Source organism: Sphingobacterium ginsenosidimutans (assembly GCF_039536865.1).
Taxonomy (GTDB): domain Bacteria; phylum Bacteroidota; class Bacteroidia; order Sphingobacteriales; family Sphingobacteriaceae; genus Sphingobacterium; species Sphingobacterium detergens.
Genome location: NZ_BAAAZK010000007.1, coordinates 570,475 through 587,572, shown reverse-complemented (window position 1 = coordinate 587,572; position 17,098 = coordinate 570,475). Strand labels below are relative to the sequence as shown.

Here is a 17,098-nt window from a genome sequence, read left to right as displayed (position 1 = left end):
AAGACCATTACCTACGATACTTGCTTAAATCGATGGTTCCCTTTGTCGATTTCCCATTGCAATAGAGTTGTCTTACCTCCACAGAATTAACGAGTTCGCCAGTATATGTAATTGTCCCAAAATTTCGTATAGCTTAAAACCACACACGGTATTACGATTCACTTTCATAAACAAATCTTCGTATATAGTTTTCCAGATCAGTAAGTTCAAAAGGCTTTGGTAAAAAGCCGTCGGCTCCACATTCAATTGAAATGTTCCTTCCGTCGATATGACCTGACATCATAATCACGGGCAGCTTATCATATTTAAATGAACTCCTGAGATCACGCAGTATAAGGTCACCATTCCGTGCACCCATATGAATGTCCAAAAAGAGTATATCAGCATGTATATTATCCAACACTTCCATCAGAACCAAACTGTTTACAACGGTTATAACAATCGTGTCCTGATTCTCTAACACCAAGGAAAATACATTTAGTATTTCTTTATCATCATCACACACCACAATTTTCTTTTTCATCTTGATTTTTTCTATTATTATAGATCAGAGATAACTTGTCAAAGATCATCATTTATAAAAAATGGATCTTACAGACGTAAGATCCATCCATTTTTTGTCTTTCTGTCGGAGCTGCACAGAACTTTGCTCTCCTCTCAGGCTCTTTTAATCTCTTTTATTTAGCTTGCGTATTGAGGTTAGTATCCGCCAAAGCAGTTAAATCTGTATCACATTTTTTTTCTTCTGCAAGAGTTTCAAGCAGCAGGTCCAGTGCCTCGTTGTATTTCAACACCTTAGCAAATGCTGCGAGTGTGCCATAAGTAGCAATTTCGTAGTGCTCAACTTTTTGGGCAGCGGCGATAATACCTGCATCTCTAACAGTTCCTTCTTCGGTTTCCTCGATAATGTGTTCGCCCTCTTCGATCAGTCCGGCCATCGCTGCACATCGCTCTGCTTTGGGCTTTAACTCTAAACTCTCAAAACACTGTTCTAAGCGTTTCACATGATTTTCAGTCTCCGAAAGGTGTTTGGAAATTGCCTTTTTTAGCTTATTGGCGGTAGCATTTTTTTCCATTTTGGGCAATGCTTTTGTCAATGCCTTTTCTGCCCAATAAATGTCTTTGAGCCCATCTTCAAAAAGCTCGGCCAAATCTTTTGCGGCATCCGATGCTACGCGTTTTTTTGTATTGTCTGTGGATTGCTTGGTCATCGTTCCATTTTCAGACTTTTCACTTGTGTTACTTTTAGTTGTTGTTGCCATGTTTAGTAAGTTTACTGCTCTAAAGCTTTTTGAAATTGAACATCCTTCGAACAGTTTTGGTTCTACTAACAGAGAGATTGCTTGTACTTCACGTGTATATTCCGACGAAGGCGTATTAAAACATCTTTTTTGCATTGAACTCTAATTCTCCTTAAATAGAAGTATAAAGCATCTGCAATTAGGATTCACCTCCCTATCACCCGCGAAAAGCTTAGAAAAACTGATAAAATTTTGCTTATATTTATACAAAAGATTCGCTAACAAGATTCCGACAGAAAATCCAGCATTATTATCCACACAATTTGTATTTAGCTAATTAGCCGGTACAAAGCCATATATTTTTAGTCTTAAATGTGATTTCGTTTTACCAGATAGCAATAGTTATGAAAGAAAATAATGATTCAATCTCCCATCTGCTTATGCGGATCGAAGATATCCCTGCAGTAAAGAATATATTGAACACAATATGTTTGTATACAGGCATGGATCTAGGGTTGGTGACCTCTCACAATGGCCATCAATGGATAGCCTGTGCTGTACGTGATTCGCTGGGGGTCGGGGTATCTGTTGGCCAGCAGCTGGAATTACATTATACGTTAGGAGATGAAGCACATGGTAAACACGCGCCTATCATTATTCCGGATATCGACTATTGTGAAAATGAAGATTGGAAACGAAAATTGTATGCAAAAGGTTTTAAAAGTTATATCGCATTCCCTATAGTCGACAAGGACGGATTGTTCTTTGGAACGCTCTGTACGATAGATTATAAACCAGTAACTATCGATACTGAGCGGATAGCACCACTATTCGAACTTCTATCTGAACTGATAAGTTTCCATTTGGGTTCAATCGCCAAGATTAAAAATACAGAAGCACTGCTGGGTGAGGAATTGGAATACTCTGAACGCAGGGATACCCTATTATCAGTTTTGGGGCACGATCTGAAAAATCCATTGAGTGCTGTCATTACCTTGTCGCAGTATCTCGCCGACAAACTCGAAAATGCGAAACATAAACAGACGGCCAAGCTTATATACGATTCTTCGTACAGAATGAAAGGTTTAATCGATAACATCCTAGACTTTGCACGCAGTAAGCTAGGTACGGGTATTCATCTGAACAAAAATGTGGTCCAATTAGATCAGGTGATCCTACAGGCTCTGCGTGAGATCCAAACAAGTTCGCTCGAAAGAAAGGTATTTACACATCTTGGTGCAAAACTTACGGTCAAATGTGATCATGAACGTATGGCACAGGTGTTTTCAAATCTTATAGGAAATTCATTTCGCCATGGATCTGCAGAAAATACAATCGTTATAAACTCTTCCATTGAAAGTGGGAAATTTATCTTCCAGATAGAAAATGATGGAAATAAGATAGCAGATTCTATATTAAATAATCTATTTAAACCTTTTGTTGGAAGAAAAAATCAGAATGAAGGTGGATTGGGGTTGGGCCTTTACATCTCCAAACAGATAATCACAGCACATAAAGGTGATATCCATGTCAAATGCTTTGATGAAAAAGTGGTATTTAGCCTTTGGATCCCAATAGAATAAATGCTCTGATCATGATTAATCTATTATTTCGGGGATATTAAAAAAGGCGTTAACGCAACTAATGTACGTAAGGCATAATTAAGTAGAATAGTCAATTTTGGAAGATGGCTACGCTGTCTTCCAAGAGCATAACAGGAAACTGTTATGCTTTTTTGTGGAATACATTCTCTACAATTGTTTAGTATATAGGGACGTTAATCAAATTCAGCTTTGCAAATTAAAAAAGCGAGCAAAAGCCTGGTCTAATAATCCAGACTTTGTACCCGCTTCAAATTAATCTACCTTTGTGCAAGTGCAAAAAATAAGCTACCGTTTCAATCGCCTATTTCTTTTTTTTACGGAAGACATTATCCGTTACGTCTTTAGAGACAACATCTTTTTCCTTTTGATAAGAAGATTGTGCTTTCTCTTTGGTGCTTTTTTCCTTTTTAATGTCTTTACTCATGATGTATGGATTTTATAAAGTGATGGTCTTTTTACTTTCAATAGCTATGATTGATCGGAAGGAATAATATTAAGCTGAATCGTATTTACTCTTTGAAGTACGCAAGCTGCTAGTTGTTGAACTGAAAATTTCCGAAAGGTATATCGTGGAGAATTTAAAGATAAAACAAGTGTATTTATCATATTGGATCTACTGAATGGGTTAAGATGAATAGCAGATCGCAGTAATAAATGTACGCATAATAATTGACAATCAGGCATCAAGTTTTTAAAATAAACTAACGCACAGGTTCATTCATGTAATCCTCCATCTTAAGCCGGGCCATTAAATAACTTATAGTGGATTCTGCGCCTTGATTGATGTTGATCGTGTGCTCTTCCAGACCGTCAAAACATCCACCGGTAACAGGATTATAAACAATCTGCCGAATATGATTCCGTCCCAGAAACCATTCAAATACGATTCGTATATTTCTCTTATACTGCTCATCTCTTGTGAACTTATAAAACCTATCTAGCGCAATAATAGTATAGGCAACATCAATGGGCTGCTCCCCACCTTTAGCCTTGGTTGTCGGTTGGCCACGGTGTGCCCACCCTTTGTTGGAAATCACGTGAATCTCATCGTCAACAATAATCTTGCTCAATAAGAAATCAAAGGATTGATAAGCGATGTCGCTATATCTGCTATCTCCAGTAGCCTCATAAGCGATCAATATGGCTTCGGGAATTACACTATTGCCATAGGTCATATATGATTCATACCATTGCCAATCTGCGGTGCTCTCATGTTCAAACATGGCTGCCAACCGATCTGCAAGTACTTGGATTATAGCTTTATAATTTTTGCCCGTCATAAAACTCAGACCTTTAATCGTGAAGGCCATCGATCTTGTCGAAAAATACACTAAAGCATGTTTGGAGGCTCGCTCCATAAGTTCTATTGCAAGCTTAACTATTCTTTCCGGCAAAAGATTGGCCATGCCCACCACTTCGCCCAGGGCCCAGACTGCTCGACCGTTGGCATCCTCAAGATTCTCTACTTGGTTTTGTGTTGTAAAATTTCCGTATCTGTCTATATAATTTAGAAAAGTGTCATCTTCTTGCATACAATAAGCTATAAAATCTAAATATTTCTGGATCAGACTAAGGTCTTCATAGGATCCATACAATTTATAGTGATGTAACATAGCTACAAGCGCTCTTGCATTGTCATCCAAAGCATAACCGCTTGAAAGGTCCGGCGTGGAAATATCAGCAAATTGAACAAAGCCGCGCTCCTCTGACATCCGAAAGATATGGTCCAGATTGATCGGTGGAATGGAGTAGATCATTTTCCCTTTCTTATCTATAAGAAGCTCAAAAAGATATACATGAGCTATAGCAACGTTTTGCCAGGAAGTCTTGACCATCTTCTCAAGGTTAACATGATGAATCTTGCTTAATTGAAGTTCATCATCCAAAATATGATTGACAGCAGCTGCGAGCTGATCAGAAGCTTGAAAATCTATTATGGTGCCCATATCTTCCTTTAAAACCTCCTTCACATGAGGGATTGGCGTAGAGATGATGGGGCATCCGGAGCTCAGCGCATAAGAAAACGTACCGCTAACGGCCTGTAGCGGATCTTTTGACGTAAAAAGGTACACGTCGGTTATAGATAGATAGGCTAATAAGTCTTCAGTGGAAAGAAATTCGTTAATAAAACGCACATGAGCTGAAATACCGAATTCATCAACTATTGCCTCAAGCTCGTTTCTATACGACTCTCCTTCACTTCGCAGCAGGTTGGGGTGTGTCATTCCTAAAACAAGGAATATCACATTTGGGTTTTGTTCGATAATAGATGGAAGTGCATAAAGTGTGGTTTCTATACTCTTGCTGGGCCCCAGCAAACCAAATGTACTGAGGACTTTCTTGCCCACTAGGTTAAAATACTCAAGAATGGCATGTTTATCCTTAGCTGGGGCTAAATGGGTGCCGTGCGCAATTACAGTTATTTTACTGGTAGGAATTTTGTAATTATGAATAAGGATATCGGCAGATCCCTGGGTCATCACAATGATTTGCGAGCAATGATAAGCAATGGCAGATACATGTTCGAGCATAGTGCGATCAGGTGCTGGCAACACTGTATGGAAAGTGACTACAGTAGCAAGTTGTGCTGCATTGAGATCCGAAAGAAAAGATATGAATTTAGCCTCCTGACCAAGGAAGAGACCAAACTCATGTTCGACACAAATTAATTTAATATCCAGATCACACAGGATATTTTGAAGGATATTATCGAATGAAAGCGGATTTAAAATATCTAGCTTCCCCAATGGGCCATCATCTTGCGATGTATTATTATCTACAATCGGTATGGGAATTAGCCGGTACGACTCTTCAAATTTACTCGCGATAGCATTTATCAGATCTGTTGTATAGGTTGCAATACCGCAGACGCGTGGAGGAAAAGTGGAAAGGAACGCAACTCCTTTTTTTGTTTTTGAAATCATGTTGGATTTTTTAAGTGAAGTCCTTGCATACGATCTTCTTGTATCTTTGACAAGGTGCTACACGTAGGGAGGTTTATAAATCTACAAAAATAAAATGAGAGAAATGCTAACTGGAATGTTATATCTGAAAAACTATTAATGATATGTTAAACTTTGAATATCAACACTTTTTTATCCGTATTTGTCAAATTGCCTTCTAACGAAGCGTTATAAAAAATAGCAACGGCTTGCTCATCTCTTAAGTAAAAACTGTAAGGCTAAGGTATTGGTTTGGAAGCGAGATTGGGTACAGGAAACCGTAGTCGATTTACTTAACCGCTTTAATAAGCCAATAAAGTAAACAAAAAGGCCTCCAACAGAAAACTTTTTTTAAAAACCAAACAGGATTCAATATTGTATTAATAGTACTTTTCAAAATAGGTTGTAATTAGGAACCTTGAGATCCTCCCAGACTCAAGGTTTTTTTATTCTTTTTATATTGTTTTTCATCGCATATCGTCCTTTATCCACTTTAATTCCCCACGTTGTATTAGGGCTATATACTTTTGCACGTGATCATCGGTTAATAAGCCATTATCTTCAAGGTGGTAATTGAACTGCTTAGTGAAGGTGTAATATTGCATACTTCCAACATAAGCATTATTGAGATAAATATGCCAAAGGCTGTATTTCTTGGCCCGAACTTCCACTACCTGGCGTTTTCCATGATGATAAAACAACGCAGGCACATCCGTATCAAAGCGAAGTATAAGAGCGTCAATGCACGCTTCCTTGATGTCATCGGCGAGTACACCGAATGCCAATTGCCACTCTCCCTGAGATTTCCTGAAAACATAAAAAGCAAGACCATTTTTGTTGTAAAGATGATAATCTTTCATGCCCATGCTTTTATCATGCACGGTAATTTGAGCGTACATTACCCGATTTCGGCAAAAGATTTCTAGCGGTTTCATTTTACAGCATTACTAATAATATTAGTAATGCTGTATGCGATATAGATTTATAGGGTTTCTTTTTTCAACCATTCACTGTTTACGCTTATTTCCTCATTGGATAAATATTTATTTTTTCGTATAGTAATTCCAGATAGATTTGGTTATGTCGGCAATAATTTTTTCAGTGACCTCTCGTTCTTCGGTGATATCTTTTAAGTAAACAGAAAGAACGATGTGATTTCCATTGGGAAGTTTAAAAATACCTACATCGTTCATCGCTGCTCTTAAATCATTCTCATTTCTATCTGAAATTCCAGTTCTGTGCACTAATTCTGTTCCTTCGGGAAGCCCTGCTTTCATCCAAGTAAGGCCTCTCGAGCATTCTACCATGAGTTGATAGAGGTAATTTGTAGTGTTCTTTTCAAGAACCTGTCCTGCATAAAACTTTTCCAATAATTCGGTGGACGCTAATGGCGTTGTTATATTGTGATATATAGATTCTCCCAAATTCGCATTTCTTGTTCATTGACTTTAATGGTAAAATCCTTTATTCCTTGTTTATGGATAAACTTTTGGACGGGTTCCGGACCTCCCCCCAAGTCTAAAAGAATATCACAACCATTGTTGTCGCTGTGCGAAACGGTATATCGCAATAGTTGGTCCAAAGTTAAATCCATATTTCCGTTCGGAAATTAGTCCCGAATTGGGCTCCAGGTATTTGCGTGCAGATCTTCTTTTTTAATAAAAAATTTCTGTGATAAAGAAAGTTTACCCTGATCAACCAAGTTCAAGGTCGCCAAGGCGGTATGAAATTTAAACACACTCATTAATGGTGCATTTAAATGTCCATTAATACTTAATGTGTCTTTGATTTCAATTCCCTTCATTGAAATACCGACTGTTGCATTCTTTGTTGCAATGATTTGATGAAGTTCTTTACGGAGGCTATTACTTTGTTGTGCAAAAGAGTGAACTGAAAACAAAAAAATGCAGAAAAATAATAAAAGTTTGTTCATCAATAAATCTATTTTAAAAGATTACTATCTTTCACAATTTTTCTCACTTCCTGTACAAAATAGTAAGCAATTTCGAAGTTTTCATTAATTGCAGGCAAAAAATTGGTCCGTGTGCGATAGTCGCCGTGTAAATAATTCCAGCATTCCTAATAGTTCGCCAAACTAATTTACCTCCACTAAGAGGTCTATGTGATTTGCTCATGTACACATACCATTACAAATTCGCAAACAGTTCAGTTAATTTTTATATTATGGCGCCGAGCGCCGAAAACTTTGAAGGTGTTAATCAGAGATGGGAAAATATGCCAAAAAACGAAGGGTTTTAAATGGAATTTTGACACGATCAATTTGTTGACCAGTGATCTTGATTAACATGGGCTGTCCGGATTCGAAAACCAATGACCATTCAATTCAGGAACAGATGAACCATACAGACAAGTAAATTGAGCCGTAGAAGAAAGCAATATGGTTATTAAATCAAGACCTTTGGATAATAAAATTAAATCAATCAAATGTCAAAAATCACTAAAATTCAATTGGGTCAAAACGGCCCCACCGTTTCAAAGCTTGGTCTGGGATGTATGCGGATGTCATCAATATGGGGTGGCCCAACTCCCGATGAAACTGAAGGTATTGCAACCATCCATCAAGCTTTGGACAGCGGGATCAACTTCCTGAATACGGGAGATTTTTATGGTGCAGGCCACAACGAAATGCTTATTGGCAAAGCCATTAAGGGAAGACGGGATGATGCTTTCATCAGTGTAAAATTTGGTGCTATCTTCCACAACGGCCAATGGATCGGTTTGGATCTCCGTCCTGTAGCGATCAAGAATTTTGTCAACTATTCATTGACCCGTCTGGGCATTGAAACTATCGACTTATATCAACCCTGTAGAATGGATGGCAGTGTGCCAATAGAAGACATCATCGGAACGATTGCCGACCTGATAGATCAAGGAAAAGTACGTCATATCGGCGTATCGGAAATAACCGCCGATCAGCTCCGTAAAGCCAACAGCATTTATCCCATCAGTGCACTGGAAATCGGTTATTCTTTGGCTGACCGTCAGATCGAAAATGAGCTGTTGCCTGCGGCTAAAGAATTAGGGATCGGTGTCGTGGCATTTGCCAATACGGCAGAAGGACTGTTAACCGGTAACCTACAAGCGCCAATTCCTGCGGATGACCATCGAAATCACTTTTCCCGTTTTCAGGGCAATAACCTGATCCATAATCTTGAGAAAGTGGAAGTATTAAAAGAAATTGCTCAACGTAAAAATGTCACCCCTACACAACTTGCGATTGCATGGGTAAAAGAACAGGGCGACAATATCATGCCATTGGTGAGTATGAGCCGCAGATCAAGACTACCCGAAAATATTGCTGCGATGGAAATTGTATTTACCCCAGAGGAGATGAATATTTTAAACACTACATTTGCAATAGGTACTATCAAAGGTGGCACTTATTTACAAAGATAAATGGAAAGTCCAGCAGAAATACTTCCCGGCGTGATATTCTATTCTTACCTTTCTTCTCTGAAGAAAGAGAAAGCATGCGTCTGGAACCACCATACCCTAGTATTACAGGTCTCGGGCCAGATGGTTCTGGAAACAGCTGAGCAGCATGTAAACATATCTGCCGGGGAAGTATTGCTCATTCACAAAAATCAGCTGGGAACCTTGACTAAAACCCCCGGGCCAAGTGGTCACTATGAAACTATCGTCATATCACTGCAAGAAGATCTGATGCGTCAGATAGCACTAGAGGAAAAAATGGAAGCTCAGGGTAAATACACTGGCCTTCCGAACATATGCCTCCCCAATAATGCGTTTATCAAAGGTTATTTCCAGTCGGTCATTCCCTATGCGCGAAGCGCTGGTCATGAAATGACTGACGAGATGGGACTTTTAAAGGTGAAAGAGGGAATCAAGTTGATACTGATAGCTGTTCCGGCACTGCGTAACTTTTTGTTTGATTTCGCAGCGCCTTATAAGATGGATCTAGAAAAATTTATGCTGAGCAATTTTCATTTCAATGTCCCTATTGAAAAGTTTGCACAACTCACCGGAAGAAGCCTTTCAGGATATAAAAGAGATTTTCAGAAAACCTTCGGGATGCCGCCACGTAAGTGGTTACAGGATAAAAGGCTGAATGAAGCACGGCATTTAATTGAAAGAAAAAACAAAAAACCATCAGCTATCTATCTCGATCTTGGTTTCGAGACCCTGTCCCATTTTTCTTCCGCCTTTAAGAAGAAATTTGGCAAAGCGCCGACTGTAGGTGGATAGTATTCCCAATCTTTTAATTGAATTATTAACTGCTACTTTTCAATCGGGAAATGTTGATACTTAAGCCCAATATACACTATATATTGCGGGCGAAGTGGTACAAAATGCTGGTTTAGCTTCCCGATGTCCAGCATTTAGTTTCTCTGTTTTATTTTGTTATTTAATTCTTCAAGTTTAGTTTTTGCGATATTATTAGCTGGAGAAAGTGTCAAGATTTTTTCATAACACTTTTTTGCTTTATCCATATATCCCCTGACTGTGTAGGCCTCGGCTAAGCTATCCCATACATTGATTGATTGCGGATAATTTTTCGTATTCAGCTCAAAAATAGAAATTGCTATATCAGGTAGTTGCCTATCATAAAGGGCTACATATCCAATTGTATTTACAAAACTTTGGTCCGGTTTAGTATCAAAGAAAAGTTCCTTTTTTATTTTTGCACTGTAATTTACCAATACACTGGGGTCCTTTGTTACTTCATTTATATCAATAGTATATGGCTCGAAGAGATATCGAAGGCCATAATATGTGGCAGGAATTGTTACTGTTAAGTGCTTTTCGTCTTCAAAATATCTAAAGTCTACCTTCAGATCTGGAGATTTATTCTCTTTCAGTAATTTATAAAATTGATTTCCCCATTGATAATGCCTCTTATCCTCCTGCATATTATTGGCTAATGCAATGTATATCCTAGCTTTTAGGTCGACTCGATTCGCCAATACTTCTTTACTTCTTTTCCCAATATAATTATGATCCCAAAACCAAGAGGGGTCGATGAGTAAGTAATAACTAAACAGCTGCGGTTTTTCTAATAGGCAATGTAAGGCAAATAGTCCACCCAATGAGTGGCCGATAATCATGCTTTGTGGGACGGTTCTGAAAGATTTATTTATTTCCACCATTAATTCATCCTCCATAAAACGCATGAAATCATCCGCTTTTCCGCTACTTTTAAATGCAGAAATATCCTCTCTATCCAAATAATTCAATGAATTTGTAGGAGTAAAATTCTTTGTTCTATCGGTGTTTTCTATTGAAACAATAATGAGTTCAGGGATTTGCAACTTAAGATTTGCATCTGAATGCATCGATTGTGCAATCCCCGACACTTCCAAAAACTTACTCCTATCCCCATCTAAAACATAGGCAACGATGTATTTTTTGTCGACATTGTTTTTATAGGAAGCCGGTAAATAAACAGAATAATTTCTGCTTTCATTAAGTATTTTAGAGTTTATCGTATAGCGCTGTCCAACCACTAAAAAATTGTCAAGTGATTGCGCAAAAGAATTGCTAAGGCTAAAAATAAAGAAACAGATTATTGTGGTTATAGTTCGGCTCGTCAGTCTAATGCTGGAAATCATCCGTATTGTTGCCATTAAAAAGGATTAAATAGATCTTATCATTACAAGTAAGCTTTAAATTTATGGAAAAGTTTTAGATTTATAATATCTCCATGCATGATTTTGGGGAAAGAACGCAGCATTCTGTTTGTTCTAAACCTTATCATATTGAAATTCGTTTTTTTAATTGCATATTAGCCAGCGGAAAATTAGACCATTTGAATTGGTACAACCTATAAAACAAATTGACTATGGAAAGGCCATATAGCGGTATTGCAACCCATTACGAAACTCCAACGGGATATTCCATTATCGTCCCGGCAAAGAAGCATTTACCTATTATCATTATTTTTAGTTTATGGCTGTTTGGTTGGATACAATCAATTATTTTTTTTGCCCCGACACTCGAAAACTTTTACGATACAAACGGAGGTTTAAGCTTTGAGGTTATATTTTTTATAGTTTGGTGGATCCTCTCGACGGCAGCTGGCTTATTCGTAATGAAAACGTTAATGTGGTACCTTATTGGAAAAGAAATCATTACAATAGATCGCGATCAAATAAGTATTTCCAGAAAAAACGATATGCTATTCAGGCATAAGATTTATGATCTACAAGAAGCGAAGAGATTTCATGTTGAGGAAGAACATTTTGAATTTGTTTTTTGGAACCAAGGGAATAGTTTAGGTATTTTTAGAAATAGAGGTACTATTCGATTTGAATATGGTTTTAAAACCATAAAATTTGCAAATGATATGGATCAAGCTGAGGCAAATCACATCCTGGAAAGATTAAGATCATCGGGCTATCTGACCGCTACTAATTTTTGATTAAATTTTATATAGCTATGGACGTATGGGAAATAAAATACAGACCTGCATTAAAAAGTGATCTGAAGTTTCTGCTTGATCTCAGGATACAGACGATGAATCAGCATTTAATTGCAAGCTCCTTACCGGTCTCTGATGAGGCACATTTACAAAGGATTGAATATCAATTTGTACACGCCACAATAATTGAAATAAGTAAATGTACCATAGGTCTATTAAAGGTTCACAGACAAGCAAATAACATAGAACTGATACAAATTCAGGTGGCTCCCTCCTATCAAGGCAAAGGAATCGGTACGAGAATCTTGAATGATTTGATAAAGGAAGCTACTGAATCAGAGAAAACGATCACATTAAGTGTCTTAAAAACCAATCCAGCTAAGGGTCTATATTTAAGCGTGGGTTTCAAGATTGTTGCCGAGACTGATGACTCCTACCTGATGTTGTTTGAAAAAAGAGTGTCTAAACAGTAGATATTGTAAAATGTATAAAGTATCGATAATTATTTGCGTCATTAGTTTTTACCTGTTGAGCATATTTTTCAAATTGGGCAAGTCCATTGCCGTCAATACGATATAAGAAGGTTCTTGACTTTAGCTCTTGTGGCAAATCATTTAAATAGTTAAGTCTTTTTAGAAAAATTCAAATATGCACTGTTGTGCTCATATACACTATAATTAATCAATAGGATTTTTTTTAATCCAAAAATATCGTCTTCTATTGAAATTAACTGAAAAGGCAAAGGAATGGAAAAGAAGCCAAACCAGTCTAATTGGGATATAAATATAATAGCCACTACTTGATCTGACAATTGGAGCTTTTTAAAAATAAACTCACCTATCCTAGAATAGATGAGTTTCAAAATCAAATTGTTTCTTTTGATCTTATCGAATGTATTTGCAAGGCAAATTCTATTTACTGCTTGGATCTAACACCAGAATAATAAATCAAAACTAATGGGCGAGGCTCATATCAACGGGCATATATACATCTTTTTAAGTTTTCCTTCTCAATTTCAAATTCCTCCCTGGTAATCAAACCTGAATCGAGCAAACTCTTAAGTTTATATAATTCATCTGTAAAAGACTAATCACTTGCTTTTAAAAACCCTTGCGTTTGTTTTTTCGCATTGGATAGCAATTCTGTTTCAAATTTAACCTGATCGTCTGATTTAGACACCAGTTTGAATATGAGTCCAATAAACGGCGATAGGAATACGTAAATCCCGACCGTAGTTGGCATACTATCTTTCCATTTCAGCAATAATAGCTGCAATCAGTTTTTCTGCATCATGATATTGGAGAATAGAGGCTGCCTGACCTGCCCAAAACGATTTCAATTCAGGATTCGATTCGGAATTTGCAGGATAAGCTCCCAGTTTACCAACAATTTTTCCTTGTAATGGATAAGGGGCAAAACTATTTTGAAATTCTTTCAACTCCTCTGTCAAGCGATTTTTCACTCCTCGTGACAACCTTCCAGTAAAAACTTTGGTCAATGTTGTATAACGGGCTTCTTTTGAGAATAATTTTTCACGATGTATTTTACTTGCACCAGATTGCCGTGTAGCGAGAAAAGCAGTTCCTATTTGTACCGCATCGGCACCTAATGCCATTGCCGCTTTTACTCCACGGGCATCAGCAATACCGCCAGCGCCTATGACAGGGATTCTTACGGTATCCGCGACTTGCGGAATCAATGAAAACGTTCCTATTAAACTTTCCTCAGGTTTATCCAGAAATGAAACCCGATGCCCACCTGCATCAAATCCTGTGGCTACCACGGCATCTACTCCTGCATGTTCTATAGCGATAGCTTCATCTAACGTAGTAGCAGTTCCTATCGTTATGATTCCTAAGCGCCTACATTTCTCCAAAATTGTTTCAGAGGGTATGCCATAAACAAAACTAAAAACCGCTGGCTTTATCTCAAAAATAGCTTCAATCTGCTCCGCAAACTTAGGACTGCCTGGCAAAGGAAATGTGGGTGGTTCTGCACCGACCTCTTCAAAGTATGGCTCCAAAAGTTTGATAACTTGCTGAAAATCCCTTTCATCAAAATCTCCTGCCGTAGCATCTTGATCATTAACCCATAGATTAATGTTAAATGGTTTTGAGGTCAATTTTCTGATGCCTCTAGAAATAGAAATAAGTTCGGCAGCACCATAAGGCTGCCCACCGTAAGACCCTAATCCTCCCTTATTTGAAACTAGTGCTGTAAGGTCCTCCGAGGATAATTTTCCACCAAAGGGACCTTGAACGATGGGTAAATCTATCTCAAGAAGTTTGGTGAATTTTGTTTTTGTCCACATATGAATAAATTTAGCGTTGCCCAACTAATTTGAACTGTAGTACAAACTCATCGTAAATCAACTTGTCACCTAGATTCGGAATAAACTTTCCGGAACCATACCGAATATTGTACAACGTACGGTCAATTTTGATTTCGCCCAATGCATGCAAGAAATCGCTGAATATTTCTACAGTTGCCGTAAAATGAATGGGCTGTGTAATATTCTTAATGGTCAGATCGCCACTAATGATGTAATGCATATTTTCCTTTCTTCCATTGTTGATTTTCAAAGATGCTGTCTTAAATTGATCGACCGAGAAAAAATCATCGTGGTTTAAATGATCAAAAAACTCCTTGTAAATAGATTTGTCAGAAATATCGGTGATTACAATTGAAGTCATGTCAATATGTATTTCTCCATCGATGATCTCATCGTTTTCAAAACTCAAAAAACCATTTTTGATTTGAATAGTTCCCGTGTGTAAGCCTAGAACTTTCTTCCCTGTCCAGTTGACAGTGCTGCTTTCTGTTTGAATGTTAAATGTTGTCATTGTGCTTGATTTTTAGTTTGACAAGACAAAATTCAGGGTATTCTTTAAAGATAGAAAGGACGTACCTCACAAAAAAAATGTGAGGTAGATCAATTGTTTGGCGAGTTTAAGCGACTCAGTGTTTCTCTTGTTACACCAAGATAAGCAGCTAAAATGTGCTTTGGCAACTTTTGCACCAACGATGGATACTCCTGTACAAACTTTTCATAACGTTGCTTTGCAGAGCTGCTCAATAACGATAGGATTCTGTTTTGCAACGCCACATTCCTGCGGTTTGTTTTCTTTCTGAAAAAATGTTCGACTTGATGGAATTCGCGACAGAGCTTTTCTCTGTTTTCATTGCTAAGGCATAGCACTTCGGTATCTTCCAGACAATCAATATTTACTTTTGCGTTCTTTTGATAATAATAGGCTTCGTAATCTGTGATCCACCAATCCTGAATAGCGAAAAGAAGAATATGTATTTTCCCGATCTCGTCAGTATAATACGATTTCACACAGCCAGAGAGCAAAAAATAATCATTTAATACGAACTGACCTTCCTGTATGAGGAATTGATGCTTTTTGAATTTCTTAAAGCTGAAATGGCTCAAGATATAATCAAACTCGACATCTGTTATATCGATATATTTTCGGAACTGTTCTCGCAAAATTTTACTCATGTCCAAATTTACATTTATATCTTTCATCGTCTTGTCAAGATGATGAAATATTCCATTATTGAAAAAAAGAATCAGGATGATGATGATGCGTTAGCTCATCAGATATTGTTATCAGCCTCACGAATACTCCAGATCAACCCACTCTTCGATAATGACAACCGTATTATTTTTTCAAATGTATGTATTCGGGTGGAAGGGAAAAAACTGCTATGATGTGACGTCGCGATTAATCTTCCATGAAAACATTTTACAATTATCGAGGTTTTCAAATTCAAATGATTCTATCCAATTATATTTTCCATCCTCTTCTTGATATAAAACTAAATTGTCAACTTTAATATTTTCAATAAATGATGATAATTCTGCACCACAAGCTCCCAAATCATCTAACCCATAATTTTTTAATAAAAAAAACGATTAAACGATCACGAAACCAAACTGTTATTGGATTGGTTTTTGTTTTCGTACTCCCTACTTTCATTGCACTTCTTATTACTCGCTCTACTCTAGGCTGGCGGTCGGTCTGAAAAAGCTGAAAGGCTTGTGTATAGCCTATGTTTAATTTTAACAATTCAGCAATTACAATCGTATCTTCCAATGCCAATGAGGCTCCCTGCCCAATATGTGGAGAGATACCGTGTGCCGCATCTCCAATAAGACACACCCTGCCTTTATACCATTGCAAAAGCTTAGGCACATCATAAATAGGATATGCAATAATTTGATGACGACTTTGAGGTTTGCTCTTTTGATCTGAATTGTTTCCACACCATATTGTTGTTTCTGATAGGCCGTATCGTGTTTTGCTATTTGCTTTCCTTTAGAATTGAAAAACTTCATTGAACCGTGAGTATAATCTTCCTTGAGCCTTCTGTTATATTAATCCTGCGTAGTGTGCTTACTTTTAATGTTCTCATTTCTCTATACTTTTTAAATTTATTTCTTACATTATCTCACTTGACAAAAGTAGCGCGCGATCAAAAAATGCGCTTGCAAAAAATGGAGTTAAACTGGTAAATTAGGGCGCAATGGGATTTGAACTGAAAAATGATAAAAAGGCTTTTAAAATAGCCTTTGATGAGAATGATTTTGGTAGTCATGGTTTTAAAGAAAATATCTTTAAAACGAATATTCCCTTTGGACAATTAACTGCTAAACAATGGCTTTTCGATGGTATTAAGATCTTATATTCCGAAACTGATCTTGATAAACCGACAGAATTGGATTGGAAAGGAGATTCAGAACTGGTAACCATGCACTTTAATTTGCAAGGAAGAACTTCAATAGTACAGAACGGAATGAGCAATTGCTTTGAATTAAATGGTAATCAGCACAATTTATTCTATGGAACCAAGGCTAAAGGTACAATGAAATTCGATGGTTTGGAGATGAAATCATTTATGGTA

At 37.4% G+C, this 17,098-nt stretch carries 18 protein-coding genes and 2 pseudogenes; 6 read left to right on the top strand and 14 right to left on the bottom strand.

Annotation, left to right across the window (positions count from 1 at the left end):
• Positions 1-151: 151 nt before the first annotated feature.
• Positions 152-523 (bottom strand): response regulator, encoded by a 372-nt coding sequence (locus ABFX33_RS14815; RefSeq protein ID WP_121124830.1) that lies wholly within the window; start codon positions 521-523, stop codon positions 152-154.
• A gap of 154 nt (positions 524-677) precedes the next feature.
• The gene (locus tag ABFX33_RS14810; protein ID WP_346086640.1) at positions 678-1,262 is read right to left on the bottom strand and encodes a YciE/YciF ferroxidase family protein; all 585 of its coding nucleotides are present in this window, start codon (positions 1,260-1,262) and stop codon (positions 678-680) included.
• A gap of 383 nt (positions 1,263-1,645) precedes the next feature.
• Here ABFX33_RS14810 and ABFX33_RS14805 point away from each other — a divergent pair, with 383 nt between their 5' ends.
• Positions 1,646-2,824, top strand: coding sequence for a GAF domain-containing sensor histidine kinase (locus ABFX33_RS14805; RefSeq protein WP_346086639.1), 1,179 nt, complete (start codon positions 1,646-1,648; stop codon positions 2,822-2,824).
• 322 nt (positions 2,825-3,146) lie between these two features.
• On the opposite strand, the gene ABFX33_RS14800 is transcribed toward ABFX33_RS14805, so the two are convergent.
• From ABFX33_RS14800 to ABFX33_RS14780, 5 genes and pseudogenes are all read right to left on the bottom strand, one after another.
• Entirely contained in the window at positions 3,147-3,269 is a 123-nt protein-coding gene (locus ABFX33_RS14800) for a hypothetical protein (protein ID WP_257090543.1), read from the bottom strand.
• Between the two features lie 277 nt (positions 3,270-3,546).
• Positions 3,547-5,769: a glycosyltransferase gene (locus ABFX33_RS14795; RefSeq protein ID WP_346086638.1), complete on the bottom strand. Its 2,223-nt coding sequence runs from the start codon at positions 5,767-5,769 to the stop codon at positions 3,547-3,549.
• A gap of 485 nt (positions 5,770-6,254) precedes the next feature.
• Positions 6,255-6,722, bottom strand: a complete 468-nt coding sequence (locus ABFX33_RS14790) for a hypothetical protein (RefSeq protein ID WP_346086637.1) — start codon at positions 6,720-6,722, stop codon at positions 6,255-6,257.
• 108 nt (positions 6,723-6,830) lie between these two features.
• Positions 6,831-7,211, bottom strand: coding sequence for a serine hydrolase (locus ABFX33_RS14785; RefSeq protein ID WP_346086636.1), 381 nt, complete (start codon positions 7,209-7,211; stop codon positions 6,831-6,833).
• Positions 7,184-7,591, bottom strand: a pseudogene (locus ABFX33_RS14780) (serine hydrolase). Before ABFX33_RS14780 ends, ABFX33_RS14785 begins: the two are co-directional and overlap by 28 nt.
• A gap of 641 nt (positions 7,592-8,232) precedes the next feature.
• Between ABFX33_RS14780 and ABFX33_RS14775 the strand changes: the two are divergent.
• Both ABFX33_RS14775 and ABFX33_RS14770 read left to right on the top strand, forming a co-directional pair.
• Entirely contained in the window at positions 8,233-9,204 is a 972-nt protein-coding gene (locus ABFX33_RS14775; protein WP_075993033.1) for an aldo/keto reductase, read from the top strand.
• Between the two features lie 30 nt (positions 9,205-9,234).
• On the top strand, positions 9,235-10,014 hold the full coding sequence (locus ABFX33_RS14770) for a helix-turn-helix domain-containing protein (protein WP_346086635.1): 780 nt from the start codon (positions 9,235-9,237) through the stop codon (positions 10,012-10,014).
• 134 nt (positions 10,015-10,148) lie between these two features.
• Here ABFX33_RS14770 and ABFX33_RS14765 read toward each other — a convergent pair whose 3' ends face one another.
• Positions 10,149-11,378, bottom strand: coding sequence for an alpha/beta hydrolase-fold protein (locus ABFX33_RS14765; protein ID WP_346087898.1), 1,230 nt, complete (start codon positions 11,376-11,378; stop codon positions 10,149-10,151).
• Between the two features lie 230 nt (positions 11,379-11,608).
• Between ABFX33_RS14765 and ABFX33_RS14760 the strand changes: the two genes are divergently transcribed.
• A complete protein-coding gene (locus ABFX33_RS14760; protein ID WP_346086634.1) occupies positions 11,609-12,187 on the top strand; it encodes a hypothetical protein in 579 nt (192 codons plus the stop codon).
• Between the two features lie 17 nt (positions 12,188-12,204).
• The gene (locus ABFX33_RS14755; protein ID WP_346086633.1) at positions 12,205-12,660 is read left to right on the top strand and encodes a GNAT family N-acetyltransferase; all 456 of its coding nucleotides are present in this window, start codon (positions 12,205-12,207) and stop codon (positions 12,658-12,660) included.
• A 499-nt stretch (positions 12,661-13,159) separates the two neighbouring features.
• On the opposite strand, the pseudogene ABFX33_RS26745 reads toward ABFX33_RS14755, so the two are convergent.
• The 6 genes and pseudogenes from ABFX33_RS26745 to ABFX33_RS14735 all read right to left on the bottom strand — a co-directional run.
• A pseudogene (locus ABFX33_RS26745) lies at positions 13,160-13,249 on the bottom strand (SHOCT domain-containing protein); the annotation flags it as partial.
• Between the two features lie 181 nt (positions 13,250-13,430).
• Positions 13,431-14,498: an NAD(P)H-dependent flavin oxidoreductase gene (locus tag ABFX33_RS14750; protein ID WP_346086632.1), complete on the bottom strand. Its 1,068-nt coding sequence runs from the start codon at positions 14,496-14,498 to the stop codon at positions 13,431-13,433.
• Positions 14,499-14,508: 10 nt separating this feature from the next.
• Entirely contained in the window at positions 14,509-15,030 is a 522-nt protein-coding gene (locus ABFX33_RS14745; protein ID WP_077433804.1) for a YceI family protein, read from the bottom strand.
• Between the two features lie 89 nt (positions 15,031-15,119).
• The gene (locus ABFX33_RS14740) at positions 15,120-15,692 is read right to left on the bottom strand and encodes a Crp/Fnr family transcriptional regulator (protein WP_346086631.1); all 573 of its coding nucleotides are present in this window, start codon (positions 15,690-15,692) and stop codon (positions 15,120-15,122) included.
• 382 nt (positions 15,693-16,074) lie between these two features.
• Entirely contained in the window at positions 16,075-16,356 is a 282-nt protein-coding gene (locus ABFX33_RS26740) for an FAD-dependent monooxygenase (protein WP_428835656.1), read from the bottom strand.
• Positions 16,272-16,532, bottom strand: coding sequence for a hypothetical protein (locus ABFX33_RS14735; protein WP_257098097.1), 261 nt, complete (start codon positions 16,530-16,532; stop codon positions 16,272-16,274). Before ABFX33_RS14735 ends, ABFX33_RS26740 begins: the two co-directional genes overlap by 85 nt.
• 188 nt (positions 16,533-16,720) lie before the next feature.
• Here ABFX33_RS14735 and ABFX33_RS14730 point away from each other — a divergent pair.
• Positions 16,721-17,098 (top strand): hypothetical protein (locus ABFX33_RS14730; RefSeq protein WP_346086630.1); only part of this gene is annotated, 378 nt, incomplete at its 3' end.

Bases quoted from the DNA above. Each gene is read 5' to 3' on its own strand.
- ABFX33_RS14800 (WP_257090543.1), bottom strand. From the start codon at position 3,269: ATGAGTAAAGACATTAAAAAGGAAAAAAGCACCAAAGAGAAAGCACAA.
- ABFX33_RS14765 (WP_346087898.1), bottom strand. From the start codon at position 11,378: ATGATTTCCAGCATTAGACTGACGAGCCGAACTATAACCACAATAATC.
- ABFX33_RS14805 (WP_346086639.1), top strand. From the start codon at position 1,646: ATGAAAGAAAATAATGATTCAATCTCCCATCTGCTTATGCGGATCGAA.
- ABFX33_RS14815 (WP_121124830.1), bottom strand. From the start codon at position 523: ATGAAAAAGAAAATTGTGGTGTGTGATGATGATAAAGAAATACTAAAT.
- ABFX33_RS14790 (WP_346086637.1), bottom strand. From the start codon at position 6,722: ATGAAACCGCTAGAAATCTTTTGCCGAAATCGGGTAATGTACGCTCAA.
- ABFX33_RS14795 (WP_346086638.1), bottom strand. From the start codon at position 5,769: ATGATTTCAAAAACAAAAAAAGGAGTTGCGTTCCTTTCCACTTTTCCT.
- ABFX33_RS14750 (WP_346086632.1), bottom strand. From the start codon at position 14,498: ATGTGGACAAAAACAAAATTCACCAAACTTCTTGAGATAGATTTACCC.
- ABFX33_RS14755 (WP_346086633.1), top strand. From the start codon at position 12,205: ATGGACGTATGGGAAATAAAATACAGACCTGCATTAAAAAGTGATCTG.
- ABFX33_RS14735 (WP_257098097.1), bottom strand. From the start codon at position 16,532: ATGAAGTTTTTCAATTCTAAAGGAAAGCAAATAGCAAAACACGATACG.
- ABFX33_RS14745 (WP_077433804.1), bottom strand. From the start codon at position 15,030: ATGACAACATTTAACATTCAAACAGAAAGCAGCACTGTCAACTGGACA.
- ABFX33_RS14810 (WP_346086640.1), bottom strand. From the start codon at position 1,262: ATGGCAACAACAACTAAAAGTAACACAAGTGAAAAGTCTGAAAATGGA.
- ABFX33_RS14760 (WP_346086634.1), top strand. From the start codon at position 11,609: ATGGAAAGGCCATATAGCGGTATTGCAACCCATTACGAAACTCCAACG.
- ABFX33_RS14775 (WP_075993033.1), top strand. From the start codon at position 8,233: ATGTCAAAAATCACTAAAATTCAATTGGGTCAAAACGGCCCCACCGTT.
- ABFX33_RS14740 (WP_346086631.1), bottom strand. From the start codon at position 15,692: ATGAGTAAAATTTTGCGAGAACAGTTCCGAAAATATATCGATATAACA.